This is a genomic window from Siphonobacter sp. BAB-5405 (assembly GCF_002872335.1).
In the GTDB taxonomy this organism is placed as follows: domain Bacteria; phylum Bacteroidota; class Bacteroidia; order Cytophagales; family Spirosomataceae; genus Siphonobacter.
Window position 1 is genome coordinate 215,588 of sequence record NZ_NJAG01000011.1, and the last position, 13,556, is coordinate 229,143.

Here is a 13,556-nt window from a genome sequence, read left to right on the forward strand (position 1 = left end):
CCTGATCACTATCGTCGATGATTGTACACCATGAAGGCAAAGAGCAGAATCCAGAGGATATCGACAAAATGCCAGTACAGGGTCATGAGGTTCAGCTTCAGCTGATTAGGTGGATTGACGCTGTAGACGTACGCATCCAGGTATTTATGATTCCGAAGGGCTTCCCAGAAGCCACGGGCGAGAAAAAAGAGTCCACCCAGAATGTGCAACACGTGTAGGCCAGAAATCATATAGATAAAGGCCCCGGCCGGACTTTCCTGCATTGATATACCGCGGTGCAGCATTTCATTCCATCCGATGATCTGCAGTACGACAAAGGTAAAGCCCAGAGCCAGCGTCAGACCGAGCATGATTCGGTAATTCAGAAAGTGTTCTTTCCTGAACGCTGATTTGGCCGAATGAAGGGTAGCACTACTGGCGAGAATAACAGCCGTCGAAAGCCAGAAAATACGAGGCAGGGTGACATTGTCCCAGTTCGTATCCCCGTGTCGCCGCAGGATGTAAGCCAGCAGAACAAAAACGAAGATTAGCACGCTGCCGAACATGGCCAGGCGTAACATAAATCCAAAAGGCTCGCGGCGTTTACTAAGCCAGGTCATAGATTCAGATGGACGTTTTCGGTCCCCGGCTTTTAGCTGTCTGCGTTGGTCTCTCATGGGCATGTAAGAAATGGCGTAACAAAACTGCCGATGGCAACTAAAAACCGTTGACTCACTTATAATTTTCCCTGCCAGGTGGTAAGCTGTGGAAACAGAGCCTCTGGTACTTCTCCTTCAAAAATCCCGTACACGGTCGAACCTGATCCCGACATACTGGCATAAGCCGCCCCGGCTTCGTAAAGCTGGCGTTTGATCTGAGCGAGCTGGGGATACTTGGGAAATAACGACTGCTCAAAATCATTCGTTATGGATGCTTGCCAGGTATGAAGGGGTTGTTGTAATACCTGCGTCCATTGAGCCTGAGCCGCCCGTGGACGAATGCCCGCGTATGCTTCGGCAGTTGAGCTATGGAGGTCTGGGTAAACCAATAGAATCGACTTTCCAGCTAAATTAAGCATGATTTCTGAAAACTCATCGCCTTTTCCAACGCAGAATTTTGCTTCGTTCTGAATAAAGAAGGCACAATCACTGCCCAGCGGCCGAGCGTACGCTTCGAGGGCTTCCGTACTGAGCTTCAGATCAAAAAGCGTATTAAGTACTTTCAGCGTAAACGCAGCGTCGGAAGAGCCACCTCCGAGTCCGGCCCCGATGGGTACTACTTTATGCAGGTGAATTCGTACGGGAGGCAGATCGAAATCCTTTCGCAGCTGTTCATAGGCCCGTAAACACAGGTTGGTTGAAGTTTCACCTGGAATCGGCAAACCCGTACTGCGAAAGCTTGTTTCGGAAGCGGGCAGAATTTCGAGTACGTCACTCCAGCCTACGGGTACAAACACGGACTCCAGGTTGTGGTACCCGTCCGAGCGTTTTTCGGTAATGTATAAGCCAAGGTTAATTTTGGCGTTGGGAAAAGCAACCATACTAGTTTTTAAACGAAGCCGGCTAGGGTCTCGGTTCTTCGGCTACGCGAACCGTATCTCGGTCGTGACGGCGATTGCCACTTTTGGAACAACCGGCACAACTCATCAGCCCCAGGCCGAGTAAGAGCAGTAAACAATAAAATTTCATAGCGATTTACCCACTTTTGAAGTGATCTGTATGGTAAACCGGCGATTGGCGTTTTCGTTCCGGGGATCGCGTGATTTCCCAAAATGGCCACTCCCTACAATCAGGACTTCACAATTCTTGAACTGATCGAAGTTGATGCCATTTTGCTTCCAGAAATCCACCAGAGCCAGGGCCCGGCGATAACTGAGTTCGTACCCATTCTGACGCCCGAAACTGCTCTGCCAGTTGTCATTCGCTCGTTGGGCATTGCCTTCTACCACAACCATATAACTGACATCCGGGTTTTCTTTGGCTACGTTCTTGATTTTTCGGAATAGTACCTTGCCCGCTTCGAGTAAGCCATTGCGGGTGCGGGCGTCGAGTTCGCTCATATCGGCCCGGTTGGGTTTAAAATTAACGTCCACCCCCAATCGAAACCGTTTGTTGTTTTCATCATAGCGAAAATAGGTTCCGTTTAACTCCTGCAACGCCCGCTCGATGGTCTGAATTTTCTGGTATTTCAGGGCATCGTTGATATACCCCTCCTCTTTTGACTTTAGAATAGCGACCGTCAGTACATACAGCACCAGCATGACGAAAAACAGACTCGTCATGAGATCGGTATAACTCGGCCAGAAAAAATCGGTATGTCTGGTTTTCAATGATTTGATTGACTAATAGCGTTAAGAATCCGCTCGCCCCGATTTGTAATCGGGGTGGAGAATGGTTTCGCGTCTAAGACGCTTGACCAAAACGCCCCGATCATTCCATGATGGTTATAAATCGGGATGAGCTGGCTAACTCTTTGTTGAGAACATGCGGCTCCAGGCTCCTTTTTCCATCCGCTTCACCATGCGTTCGATGAGTTGCAGGGTCTGGCCCTGCTGACGGCCTAAGGCTTCGAGTTGCTGACGAATCTGCTCCTGCCGCTGGGCGTTTTCTTTCTGGTACACCTCGGCATTGCGTTCGAGCAGTTCCAGGTAATCGAGCTTGCTCAGTTTATCGCGGTTTTGGGTGAAGTACTGATCCGTCGCGTTGATTTCCCGAATCTTGATGTCTTCGATGCTCTTCAACTGATCGTGGATGGTACGATCCAGTGCTCGTAGACTTTGATCGATCAAGTCATCGTACTGCCCTACTTTATTGTTGAAAGCCTGCCCATGCTGATCGAGTTGCTTGAAATGGCTCGTCAGGTATAGATACAGATCCTGCGACTGCTGGAGGCTTTTGGAAATCTGTACGGAAATGTCTTCGACGTTCTGCGTACGTTCGACGATTTTCTGCGTATTATCCACCAATCCATTCAGCTGATTGAGGTAATACCCGAATTTCTCCAACGAATCCAGACTACTATCCAACTGACTCAGCACCTGAATATTAAAGCTGGCGACTCGATTCAGATCTACTTTTTGCAGGGTATCCAGGGCTTTCTGCTGGGCCATCAATGACGCGTGATTTTTATCCACCATGCCACTCAGTTCCTGCACATTGTCCCGAAAGGTGGTACTGAAGTCCTGAATACTCCGGTTAAGCGTCGCAAAGATGCCCGCGTTTACGCCTTCGGAAAGAATGGGTAATAACTCCGTTTGCAGGAAAGAGAAAAAGCCCTGTTTACGGCTCTCCAAGGTAGCTTTGGCATTGCGGAACGTCCAGGAATTAAGTACCGTCAGCAGCAGACCCGCTAAACTCGCCAACATGGCAATTTTCACGCCGCCAATGAGGTTATTAACACCTTCGCCCTGTAAAAAGCTGGCCGACCCTACGGCTGGCATGGCAAACAGACCGATCACAATACCCGCCATGGTACCCATCAGACCCAGGTACAGGGGAATGGGCATGGTCAGATTAATGCCTTCTTCTTCCGCATCCAGATTCCGTTCAGTAATGTCGCGTAACAAATTAAAATCCGCCAACGAGGTACGATTGCGGATCAGGTAGGTATTGATGCTTTCAAGAATTTTGCCGATGCCCTCGGTTTTATCCGTCGAGACAATCAGAGGCAACTCCAGCGTTTCGCGACCCGGATTCATGGTTTTGAAATTCCAGAGGTCCTGGCGTATCTGCTGTAACTCCGCCTCTGCTTCCGCCCGCATGACCTCGTGGAGCTCTTTGGAAAGGAGTACGACCAGTTGATCTTCCCGACGGGTCAATTCTTCGAGTTGCAGATCGTTTACGTGCGTACGTTGCGAAAGACTCTCAATCTGTTTGAGTACTTCGGCGGTGGACAACTGTTCCAGATCCTGCCGCAGTATCCGGTACCTCCGAAGGCTAAAGACGGAACCTTCAGGAATTAATTCGCGAAATCGACTAATTCTACCCCGTGTATCCAGCCATACCCAGCCCTGAGCTACCAGAATTCCGAGGATAATGACGATTTCTATTAGTTGGGTCATGTGGGATTTTCGTTTGATACTTAGGCTTTGGGGTAGTTACGTGTAGGCACCCGAAGGTACTGACACGTAACTACCCCAAACCCTCATCGCTTTTAATTTTCGAATCGAATGATTGCCTTGTATTGCAACTCCCACCGATCCGAATCTACACTGGCTTTGGCTAGTTTCCCTTTGGCAACGGTGATAATCCGGCGGGCTCCGTACTCAATGCCTCCGCCGTAATCACACACCGGATCGAGGAAGGTTTCCGGATACCGCAGGGCTTCGCTAACCAAACCCGGATCATCCACAAATTCAAATTCCGCATCCAGCGGGCCCGTCAGACGTACCTGATACAGCGACTGGGAAGGATCAAACTGTGCTCCTCGAATATCCCGGAACGAGCCATCTTTGTTGGGCGTCGACAGATAGAATACCTCAAGTCCGCCCATAGTTACCGGAGCTGGAATCGCCGCAGGTTCCGGCATCGGTTCGGGCTCTTCGGGAGCCAGAGCAACGGGGGGTTGAGGCGGCTGGGGAGGCACCACTACAGGTTCGGGTTCTTTTACCAGCTCCGGTTCCTTCGCCGCTGCCGCCTGTAAACTCTGCATGTCCTGTAACCAGCGGTTCCGTTCGTTTTCGTTCTTCTGTTGAGCGTCTTTCAGAGCCTTGTCGTACTCTTTCAGTGCTTTCTCGTATTCTTTGATTTTTTCAATCAACTGCGGTACCTGCTTTTCAAGCTGTTGCATTTTGATGTAACTCTGGCTCGCCTGACTCGAAGTATTCAGCATTTGCCGGTCAATTCGTTCCCGTTTCTTTTTCTCGTCCAGGTACAAATAACCCAGCCCGGCAGCGGCGAGTACGCTTATTCCCGAAATGATCCACCAAATCCAGGGTGAATCACCTGATTTATTCGGCAAAACCGGAACGCCATCGAGGGCTTCCCGAGCTACTGTATCGGGCATTACTTCCGTACCATCGGCTACGGTTGTATCGCCGCTGTCGATGATTTCGGATTCCGTAATTTCAGTCCGCAGGTTCGTTACAAAACTGCCCAGAGCTACCCGGGTTTTCAGGATCGACACCTTCTCACCCGTTTTTGGATCGGGTTCTTTCAGATTCTCCAGTTCCGTAAGAATCTTATTGACTTTCGTCTTGTCCTGGTCGGTCAGCGGTCGGCTCAGATACGGCTCCAGTTGACGCAACACTACCGCCACACTGGGCGTAGCCTTGTTGTCCAGGAAAAAATCCATCAATTTTTTAAAGAAATCAGCGTAGGTAGCTTTGGTATTCACACCGCCAGCTTCCTGAAACGTACTCTCTTTACGGGCCAAAGCCGTTTGGGCAAATCCGGAAACCGTCCAGAACAGGCACAAAACAAGAATGATGACTCGACGCATACGAAGATTCAAGGTTGGTTAAAACGCGGACCCTACTACGGGCCCGCGTCGATAAAAATTTCCAAACGGCTCTAACTGGCCGCTTCCCAGGCTAACTGATTTAAAGCTCCCAGCAGAGGATAGAAAAAGAGTGTTTCTTCAACCGGACTGTTCAGGTTTTCGAGTGATTCCCGACGCATTTCCCAACCACTGTACACATTTTGTAGTAGGTTTCGCAGCAGAATGTTCTTGTACTGATCCAGTCGGCCCTCGTTCACACCGAACTTTCCACTGAACGAAATCTCCAGACTAAAGAGCATATCCACAAACGCTTTCACTTCATCGGCTACGCCCTGCAGTACCTCCCCGTCAATGTGCTGATACGTATCGCCACGTACCACGATACGATCTTCCTTCGTACCCAGCAAAACGGTTTTGATCCGGTCCATCTGGGCTTCCAGTGTGCCGTCGTCTTCACGGGAGAAGTTCAGTCCGGGCATTTTCAAACCACCCTTACAAGTCGATTCCTTGGGCGAATTGCGTTCACGTACAATGTCGAGTCCGTCGGCGTGGTAAGGAGCCTCGTATACCTTTTCGAAAATCAGCTTGGCCAGATCGGCCAGAGCCACGTTTCGGGGTGTCAGAATGTCGAGCAATTTAGAACCCGTTCCACTGAAGGCAATATATCGGGGCATCTTCTTGTCTTTCGCCTTCATCAAACGGGCCAAGTGGTAGATTTGAGCCGTATAGAATACCAGCGGAACAATTTTGAGATCGGAGTCATTGGCGAGCCGGTCGTTGAAATCGTAGGCCGCTTTTTCCCGTAAATCCAGGTTGTTTTTCAGCGAGAAATAGAACGCTACAATATCTTCCGAACGGTTGTTCGCCTTGATCGACTCGTAAGCCCGGTGCAGGTTACTGAAATTAGCCGACAGGTGCGAGCTTACTTCCGGATCGTATTTCTTGACGAAGCCATTACGGGCCGCTGCTCCGTCCCGGGCGAAGCCATCGCCGAATACGGCATTACCGGCAAAACGCACGGAAGTCAGCATATTCGGCTGGTTTCCTTCAAAAATAACGATGTCGGACGTGCCTCCCCCAATATCAATCAGAGCCGTCGGGTAAATGTTGGAATCAATGGGCTGACTACTACCACCTCCCCGACTATACCAGTAGAAAGGGGCAATACTTTCAGGGACTTTCCGGGGCATCCGCTCGCGACTGATGGTTTCGGCGTAAAGCTTGTTCCAGAGTCCTTCGAAGTAATTCCGCTGGTTTTCAACCATACTCAGGGGGTAAAACCAGAGTAATTCGGTATGAGCCAGGTTCCCGCCATTGATGAGTACTTTATTCCGGATCAATAGCAACAGCGACTGCAGGAAGCCTTCAATCCGCTTCTGAGCCTTGATATTTTTACTGAAATCGGACCACTTCAGATTCGTTGAAATGGTATAGTCATCCTTGGGAATATTCCGCTTTTCGTACAGGAATCCAATATTAAAGTCCCCGAAGCCGAACAGATTTTCACCCGAAAAATTAGGCCGGTTTTCGATCAGAGCCGTCCGCTGCGGAAACTTGCAGAGATACGCTTCACCCAGGTGTTCGGGCATCATTTCCTGCGGTACCAGTTCGGCAATGGGTATGGCTCGCGTACCGTTGAATGACCCATCCCGCTCGGGGAAAGTGGGGTCATGCAGGGTCGCGATCTGTACATCGTCGTCGATGGTAAAGGGCCGCGGTTGCCGATCGTCGGAGGTGGTAAACTCCACGTGCGTATTGGTGGTACCGAAATCGACGGCGAAGGTAAAAACCGTATCCTTCATTTCGCGTACTTCGAACTTCGGTAAAATGACGCCGCGATGACCCGCCACTTCAACCGTAATTCGCTCGAAATCAGCCTCCACAACGTGAACCTCTGACTTAGCACCCGTACCAATATCTTTCTGACTCCGCGGACGAACCCGGTTGTCAGGCACGGGAATAAGCTGGTTATTCTGATCGAAGAAACTGAGTTTGTATTCGTTCTTGAATGTCTGAGCCGACACGTCCCGATCCACCAGATGCACCCGGTACATGGGTTTGAAATTAGCCAGCGGCGGACGTTTCATCTTGACGAAGGGGAATACCGTCATGCCAAACTGATGTTCCGCAATGACGCCTTCGTTTTTCTCCTCGTTGGGCGATTTGGTCGGATCATCGTAGTACATCCGGGAGAGCTTCAGCGTCCGGCCCGTGGGTACTACTTTTTGCTGAGCAACGTCCCATTTTCCCAGCGGAATCTGTAAGGTCACGCGAACCGAACCGCCCGCCCGTTCTTCCATCTGAATGTTGACTTCCCCACCCCGCATCAGATCCTGAGCGGAGAAAAACTCGAAGAAATCCGATTTCAGCGGTAACAGGTAGCTCTTTTGTACATTCCGCAAACCACCGTCAAAGTACCGTTGGGAATGAATGGGGTAGACCAGCCGAATCAAATGCGGTTCCAGGAAATCGCTGGTCGTCAGGTAGGGATAAAAATCCGCCTGACCGGGCAGTTGCCGCTGGTTGGTACGCCAGTCTTCGGACACAAAATGCTTTACGTCAATCGTGTCCCGCCAGGGAATCCGCGTGTACGGAATGGGCTCGAAGAAATCCCTGGACAGAATCATGGGGGCCGGTTTCCCCGTGTAGCGTTGTTTTTTAACGCCGTACTCATCCAGCTCTTCGGTCGGACTAATCAGGAAATGACTCAGGCCCTGAATGACTTCCGGTCCCGACGCTGCTTTCCGCATTTTGAAGGCGGGTCCCTGTCCCGTGGAAGCAAATTCGACGGTGTAGTTGGTATCGAATTCCAGCTCCGGAAAATCGGCATTCCAGGCTTCTTCCCGCAGGTTTTGGCCATTGGATCCGATTCGTTGCCAGGTGTCATAATTTCGGGCATGCAGTAGCTCCAGACTGCGGCTGAGATACTCGGAAACTTCAGGGTACAATTCCCGGAAACCCGGCATAAAACGCTTCAATCCGTGCCAGAATACCTGGTACTCAATGTCGCGTTCGTGCAGGGGTACGGGATTATTCCGGTCAAATACGCGGTGATTTCCGAAGTGAATATCCACGAAATCCAGAGCGTTCGGAGCCGTAAAAAACAGCGTAGCGGGCGAAGTGCCTCCAATCACGCCCGTTCCTTCACGACTTTGGTAATGCAGAATAAACAGCTTACGCAAGCCGCCGAAGTTGTAGCTGGCGGCGTCTTCGCGAAGGTACAGATCCAGGGCACTGCCCAGACGCTGGTGGTTACGCGAGCCGTTTTGCAACGTACGCAGAGCCTGTTCCCGATCCCAGGTAATGATTCGGACCGGGCCACGGGGCGACTTGAATTTATCGTAATTGAAGAAGATTTCACCCACGTCGAAACAGGCCGAAACCAGCCGTTCGTCGTTCAAGGATCCTTTCAGGTCACTGCGTAAAATCAGATTACGGAAAGCAGATTTCACCAGATCAAATCGGGCAAACGGACTGGGAATGGACGTCGGATCTTTCTCCGTATCCCCTTTGGCCTTGTCCTGAATCGCCTCGATCAGATCGGTAGTATAGGGTTGCGAAGTAAACCAATGCCCATCAACCGAAGCCGAGCGGTCGTGCAGGTTTAGTTCGCGTTTTAATGACTGGTCTGACATAAGTTCAATGAATGAAGGAGTCCATGAAAAGAGCTGATACCCGGTTCATGGCTCCGTAGGGTTCCAATGAATGAAAGCGATGCCTTCTTAGCTTCCGGACAGCTGCGAATATTCCTTTTGCAGGAATTGATCCGTACAGGTATTCATTAGCGTCAGGAATTTGTCTTCCGGCGTAACGTAGGTTTTGCCCTTGGATTCCGCATTGAGGTATTCATCGAATTCCCCTTTGTTCATCTCGATTTCTACGTCTACGGTTTTCCCAAAGAAGTTTTTCTTGGTTCGCTCGAAACCGGGAATAAACTTCCCTAAATCTTCCGTCGCCAGATTGAAGGGGCGGAAGGTGCGTTTATTGAAGACGTTCCGGTCGTGATCGTTCATCTCCAGCAGCCAGGTACGGAAGTTCTCGTTGAAGTCGTGCAGATTCCGGTAGAACTTCGTCTGACGAAAATCCGAACCAATTTTGGGAGCTTCCTTACTAGTCCAGGGAGCACTGTTGCTGCCCAGAATACCATCGCGTTCCACCCGGGTTTTCAGGTATTGGCTCAGAATGCCGAACTGACTCAGTGGTCGGGCGATGACCTGCCGCGTACGATCCACAAAATCCGCGAAATTCAGTCGGTTATTGCTCGTGCCCAAACCAAACTCCGAGTAGCGTGGATTGCGGGCAATGATTTGGCCGTCGCGTACCGTGCACTCTAGCTCGCTGGCATGTTCGCAGAAGTCTACGACCGACAGGGCCCCTACCATTTCGATGTAGTGAGCATCGTTTTGTTGCCCACCCGCTCCGGGATCGTACTCGTACGGACTCCGGTAGCTTTCGGCCAGGTAATACAGGGCGTTAAGCTTGGGATATTCTTTGTTGGAAAGGCTGTTCTGATAATAACCCAGAGCCGCTTTTGTCTTGGAAATAAAGGTAGCGTTATCGATGGCTTTGTCCTGAGCACCAGCCGAGTATACATCGAAGTACGGCTGAACCGACACGGCTCCGATCCGGGCTTCGCGAACGTCTTTGGCATCCGAGCCGCCGTACCCACGGATATTCTTGAGAATCAGCGGAAAACCAGCGGCTCCGGTTCCTCCAAAAATGGAACTGACAATGAATACCTTATCTTCTCTCTTGAACGAGCTGACAAAGGCTTTGAACTCTTCCGATTCCCGGAATTGGTTCAGTACGACCGAACCAATATTTGGATTCCCCACAAAACCAATATCCATTTTGGTATCCAGCTGTTCTTTGGAAAACAACAGATCAGCCAGGGCATGATTGGATTCATCCAGCGAGTCATGGCCGATGTAATTGCCGTATTTTTCGTCGCTTACGCCCTTGAGTTCGTACTGGAACGAATCCGCAATGGAGGCACTGGGCAACTGACGTTTCAGGGTTTGAATGTCAGTACCAAACAGTCCCGACGAAGGCGGATTTTGCAGCGAAGACCGTACGTTCTGGTATTGATTCAGAATTTCCTTGGTTCGCTTCAGGTCTTTATTTTCCGCGTGGGGATCCATCAGAATGGGGATCACCTGCGTAGTATTACGGAGCTTAACGCCCGAAGCCAGTAGATACGTCAGCGACTTTACCACCCGGGCTCCGGTACCTCCAATCGCAAACAAAAAGAGTCGAGACATGGGAGTTTTCAGTTTTCAGTTTTGAGTTTTCAGCGGCCGCCGCTGCGGTTTAGAGTTTTCAATGATTCTACGATGCAAGAGTCGACCACTGAAAACAGAAAACCGACAACAGTAAACTGATCAAAATGGAATTTTCCGGTTGTTGGTACTTACGTTTTTTACAACCAGCGATAGTACAAAAAAGAGAATAGCCGCCAGTATCAGCATTTCGAAGCCAAAGCCGAAGAAGATACTGCCGCCCTGATCAAAAAACCGACCCTGCTCGGGGTGTCCCTTCCGGCGGGGAATTTCCTGAGCCGCCTTTTGCGAACAGGTCACAATAGCGACGATCATGGTCAGTACGGCACTGCTACCCAGTACGGCCAGCCAGGTAGAGGCTTTGGCGTAACGTACTTTGTTCATCCCGAAATAATATATCGCTACTCCTACCAGTACAAAGACCAGCATGGTGAGCGTCAGGGAGGTCAGCAGCGTTTCGTCGTATAAATCATTGAGCAGGGAGTTCTCAACAAAGAGAGCGTAAAAGTCGTACAGTAGATTTTCCATTAATTATTCAAAGTAAGGCTGATTGTAAAATAGGTGTCGGCGTTTTGGGGATTGTACGCTTTTTCAATACCCCGGGTAAAGTTGAGCAAACCGAACGTGGTTTCCGCAAAGGCATCGGCATTCGGGTTACTATCATCCTGCGTATGCGTTTGCGTAATCCAGCGGGGCGGGAATTTACGTTTGAGTCGAATGTTAATTTCACGTTTTCCCCCACCCTGCGGTTCTGGCGTAGTGAGCAAAAACTTGTGGGTATAGCCCTCCGGCCCTTTCTCCGCTACAATTTTCTGGATTTTAAAGCCTTCGTCCGATTCAATCTCGTAGGATTTGGGATCGGCCTTGTAGGATTCCGGCAGATAAAAACCGCCCAGATCGACGCCCAGAGCAATGGTCAGCCCCCGCGTTTTGCGGTCGGCCTTAATATTTTCGAGCGTATGCACGATGTTGGAGCGTTCCTTGCGTTCCTGACGACTTTGCTCAAATTGCCCGGCCTGTTCGGCGTCTTTTAATAACACCGTATAAAATGGAAGGTTATCGGTGGCACTGGTAAAATAATGGAAAGAGTCGAAGCCCGGCAATTCAGAGAAGCGAGAAAGCGACTCAAATTTAGGATCTGCCAGCAGAGCTTTCATCGTGGCGTTCGTAGCCATCAGGGCAATGTAATACGGCCGCGAACCACTGTAGGGTTTACCTCCGCCGTTGTGGGGATAGTACGTACCCTTGAACTGACCATTGAGTTTCAGCAGCAAAAGCGACTTTCCTTTGGTCTGCGGAGCAAAGGTCGTTTGCATGAGTGTTTCTACATCCGCCAGAATTTTCGTTGCCGACTGGGCGGTCGTTGATTCCGTCGAGTAGATCAGGTCCGAAAACAGGACGCCTACCTCTCCTTCTTTCAGGTCGGAAAGAATCGTTTTAAAAATAAGGCTGAAATCAGTGTGTTTGGAGTCGCCTTTCCCTTTGGTTAGCGTGAAAATATTGGGTTGTTCCACCAACTGCTGGAAACTCACCCCCATCGGATACACGTTATCATTGACAACGAACAATTCCGTCGAACCCGACTTCTGGGTTTCAAATTCCGTCAGCAGTTTCTGGAGAGCTTCGTCAAATTCTCCCGTACTCCCCGCCGCATCGTAGGGAAACATACTGCCACTGGCTTCCAGATAAAGCTTGGCTTTGAGGTTTTTAGGAGATAGAATTATCTCCTTCGGAGGGGGGACTACTTCCACACTATCAATATGCTGATCAGGGCCTTTGCCAGGGCCACATTGTATCAGCAACAAACATAATATGGTTGCTAAAGCATAATAATAGGTTCGAGACCAGAATATGTACATAAGATTACAAATGCTTGGAGAGTTTCTAGAAAAACTCCCGTACCAGAGAACGACGCGAACTTGTTCCGAATTTTACGAAACTCCAACTGATTTATGGCCTAAGGGCAGATTTTTCTTACCAATGTATATAAATCGCCGTTAGCGTGTCCTGAAAAGCTTGCTGGCTTATCACTATCCCCACTACCCCTCTCTTACGCTTTGACTGCATCAGTCACTTTTGCATCTACTTTACTCGGCTAAGTATTTATCTCTTTAACGAGTATAAATAACCATTCGACGACAATTAGTAACTATTCAACTAACAAATAATATTTAAGCTTATATACTCATTTTACTTTACATCACTATCCAACGAATCATCTATACTTTTTACAAATCCTATCCATGAAAAAAGTACTTTTCAGTCTATGCTTCCTAACCTTCAGCATGGCCGGAGCCTTTGCTCAACAAAATACCGTGCTGGTGTACGGGACGCTAGGTTTAGAATCTCAGAAATTAAGTGGGTCGAGTGCGAAATCGAATACGTTCAACTTTAGTCCTGCCGTGGGTTACCAATGGGATGACCACTGGACGGGTGGTCTGGTCTTAGGCACGAGTTCTACGAAATCAACCACTGCCAGTGGAGCGGATCTGAAAACTTCTCAATTCACCGTAGGTCCGTTTGTCCGTTATGCCTGGGCTTTGTCGGACATCTTCGCTGTGTATGGTCAATTCAATGCTACTTACCTCTCCGGAAAGCAGGATGCGGATACTCGCTACAACGGCTTTCAGGGCGTATTCTTTCCGGCGATCGGCGTGAACATGAAAAATGGATTCGCCCTGAACTTTGGTTTTGGGAACCTGAGCTACAGTACGGCCAAGGTTAAAAACTCGTCCAGCAACCTGAATGATTTTAAACTAACCTTTGGAGATGGCGTAAACTTTGGCATCTCCAAAAACTTTGGTTTGAAAAAGTAGTCCCGATTCAAATATTTTTCCTTCAGCCTTTATAAACCGAAAG

The 13,556-nt window shown here is 49.6% G+C and carries 11 protein-coding genes; 1 reads left to right on the plus strand and 10 read right to left on the minus strand.

What is annotated here, in order from left to right:
• Window positions 1-8: 8 nt before the first annotated feature.
• The 10 genes from BWI97_RS11035 to BWI97_RS11075 form a co-directional block, all read right to left on the minus strand.
• Window positions 9-599: a cytochrome c oxidase subunit 3 gene (locus tag BWI97_RS11035; RefSeq protein WP_233207809.1), complete on the minus strand. Its 591-nt coding sequence runs from the start codon at window positions 597-599 to the stop codon at window positions 9-11.
• Between the two features lie 116 nt (window positions 600-715).
• Window positions 716-1,519, minus strand: coding sequence for a 4-(cytidine 5'-diphospho)-2-C-methyl-D-erythritol kinase (gene ispE / locus BWI97_RS11040; protein ID WP_102201040.1), 804 nt, complete (start codon window positions 1,517-1,519; stop codon window positions 716-718).
• 22 nt (window positions 1,520-1,541) lie between these two features.
• Complete coding sequence (locus BWI97_RS28905; protein WP_255402852.1) at window positions 1,542-1,667, minus strand: hypothetical protein; 126 nt, start codon at window positions 1,665-1,667, stop codon at window positions 1,542-1,544.
• Entirely contained in the window at window positions 1,664-2,308 is a 645-nt protein-coding gene (locus BWI97_RS11045; protein ID WP_233207810.1) for a hypothetical protein, read from the minus strand. Before BWI97_RS11045 ends, BWI97_RS28905 begins: the two co-directional genes overlap by 4 nt.
• A 135-nt stretch (window positions 2,309-2,443) precedes the next feature.
• Window positions 2,444-4,039, minus strand: a complete 1,596-nt coding sequence (locus BWI97_RS11050; protein WP_102201041.1) for a hypothetical protein — start codon at window positions 4,037-4,039, stop codon at window positions 2,444-2,446.
• Window positions 4,040-4,131: 92 nt separating this feature from the next.
• Window positions 4,132-5,418 carry a hypothetical protein gene (locus BWI97_RS11055; protein ID WP_102201042.1) on the minus strand — a complete coding sequence of 429 codons (1,287 nt, stop codon included), beginning with the start codon at window positions 5,416-5,418 and terminating at the stop codon, window positions 4,132-4,134.
• Window positions 5,419-5,489: 71 nt separating this feature from the next.
• Window positions 5,490-9,053, minus strand: a complete 3,564-nt coding sequence (locus BWI97_RS11060; protein ID WP_102201043.1) for a cell division protein FtsA — start codon at window positions 9,051-9,053, stop codon at window positions 5,490-5,492.
• A gap of 87 nt (window positions 9,054-9,140) precedes the next feature.
• On the minus strand, window positions 9,141-10,679 hold the full coding sequence (locus BWI97_RS11065) for a hypothetical protein (protein WP_102201044.1): 1,539 nt from the start codon (window positions 10,677-10,679) through the stop codon (window positions 9,141-9,143).
• A 120-nt stretch (window positions 10,680-10,799) separates the two neighbouring features.
• Complete coding sequence (locus tag BWI97_RS11070) at window positions 10,800-11,225, minus strand: hypothetical protein (protein WP_094809315.1); 426 nt, start codon at window positions 11,223-11,225, stop codon at window positions 10,800-10,802.
• On the minus strand, window positions 11,225-12,502 hold the full coding sequence (locus BWI97_RS11075; protein WP_146010914.1) for a hypothetical protein: 1,278 nt from the start codon (window positions 12,500-12,502) through the stop codon (window positions 11,225-11,227). Before BWI97_RS11075 ends, BWI97_RS11070 begins: the two co-directional genes overlap by 1 nt.
• Window positions 12,503-12,940: 438 nt before the next feature.
• On the opposite strand from BWI97_RS11075, the gene BWI97_RS11080 reads away from it, so the two are divergent.
• The gene (locus BWI97_RS11080) at window positions 12,941-13,513 is read left to right on the plus strand and encodes an outer membrane beta-barrel protein (protein ID WP_094809310.1); all 573 of its coding nucleotides are present in this window, start codon (window positions 12,941-12,943) and stop codon (window positions 13,511-13,513) included.
• The last annotated feature ends 43 nt before the right edge of the window (window positions 13,514-13,556 follow it).

Excerpts from the sequence above, each read along its gene's own strand:
- BWI97_RS11035 (WP_233207809.1), bottom strand. The coding sequence starts at position 599 with ATGACCTGGCTTAGTAAACGCCGCGAGCCTTTTGGATTTATGTTACGC.
- ispE (WP_102201040.1), bottom strand. The coding sequence starts at position 1,519 with ATGGTTGCTTTTCCCAACGCCAAAATTAACCTTGGCTTATACATTACC.
- BWI97_RS28905 (WP_255402852.1), bottom strand. The coding sequence starts at position 1,667 with ATGAAATTTTATTGTTTACTGCTCTTACTCGGCCTGGGGCTGATGAGT.
- BWI97_RS11050 (WP_102201041.1), bottom strand. The coding sequence starts at position 4,039 with ATGACCCAACTAATAGAAATCGTCATTATCCTCGGAATTCTGGTAGCT.
- BWI97_RS11055 (WP_102201042.1), bottom strand. The coding sequence starts at position 5,418 with ATGCGTCGAGTCATCATTCTTGTTTTGTGCCTGTTCTGGACGGTTTCC.
- BWI97_RS11060 (WP_102201043.1), bottom strand. The coding sequence starts at position 9,053 with ATGTCAGACCAGTCATTAAAACGCGAACTAAACCTGCACGACCGCTCG.
- BWI97_RS11065 (WP_102201044.1), bottom strand. The coding sequence starts at position 10,679 with ATGTCTCGACTCTTTTTGTTTGCGATTGGAGGTACCGGAGCCCGGGTG.
- BWI97_RS11070 (WP_094809315.1), bottom strand. The coding sequence starts at position 11,225 with ATGGAAAATCTACTGTACGACTTTTACGCTCTCTTTGTTGAGAACTCC.
- BWI97_RS11080 (WP_094809310.1), top strand. The coding sequence starts at position 12,941 with ATGAAAAAAGTACTTTTCAGTCTATGCTTCCTAACCTTCAGCATGGCC.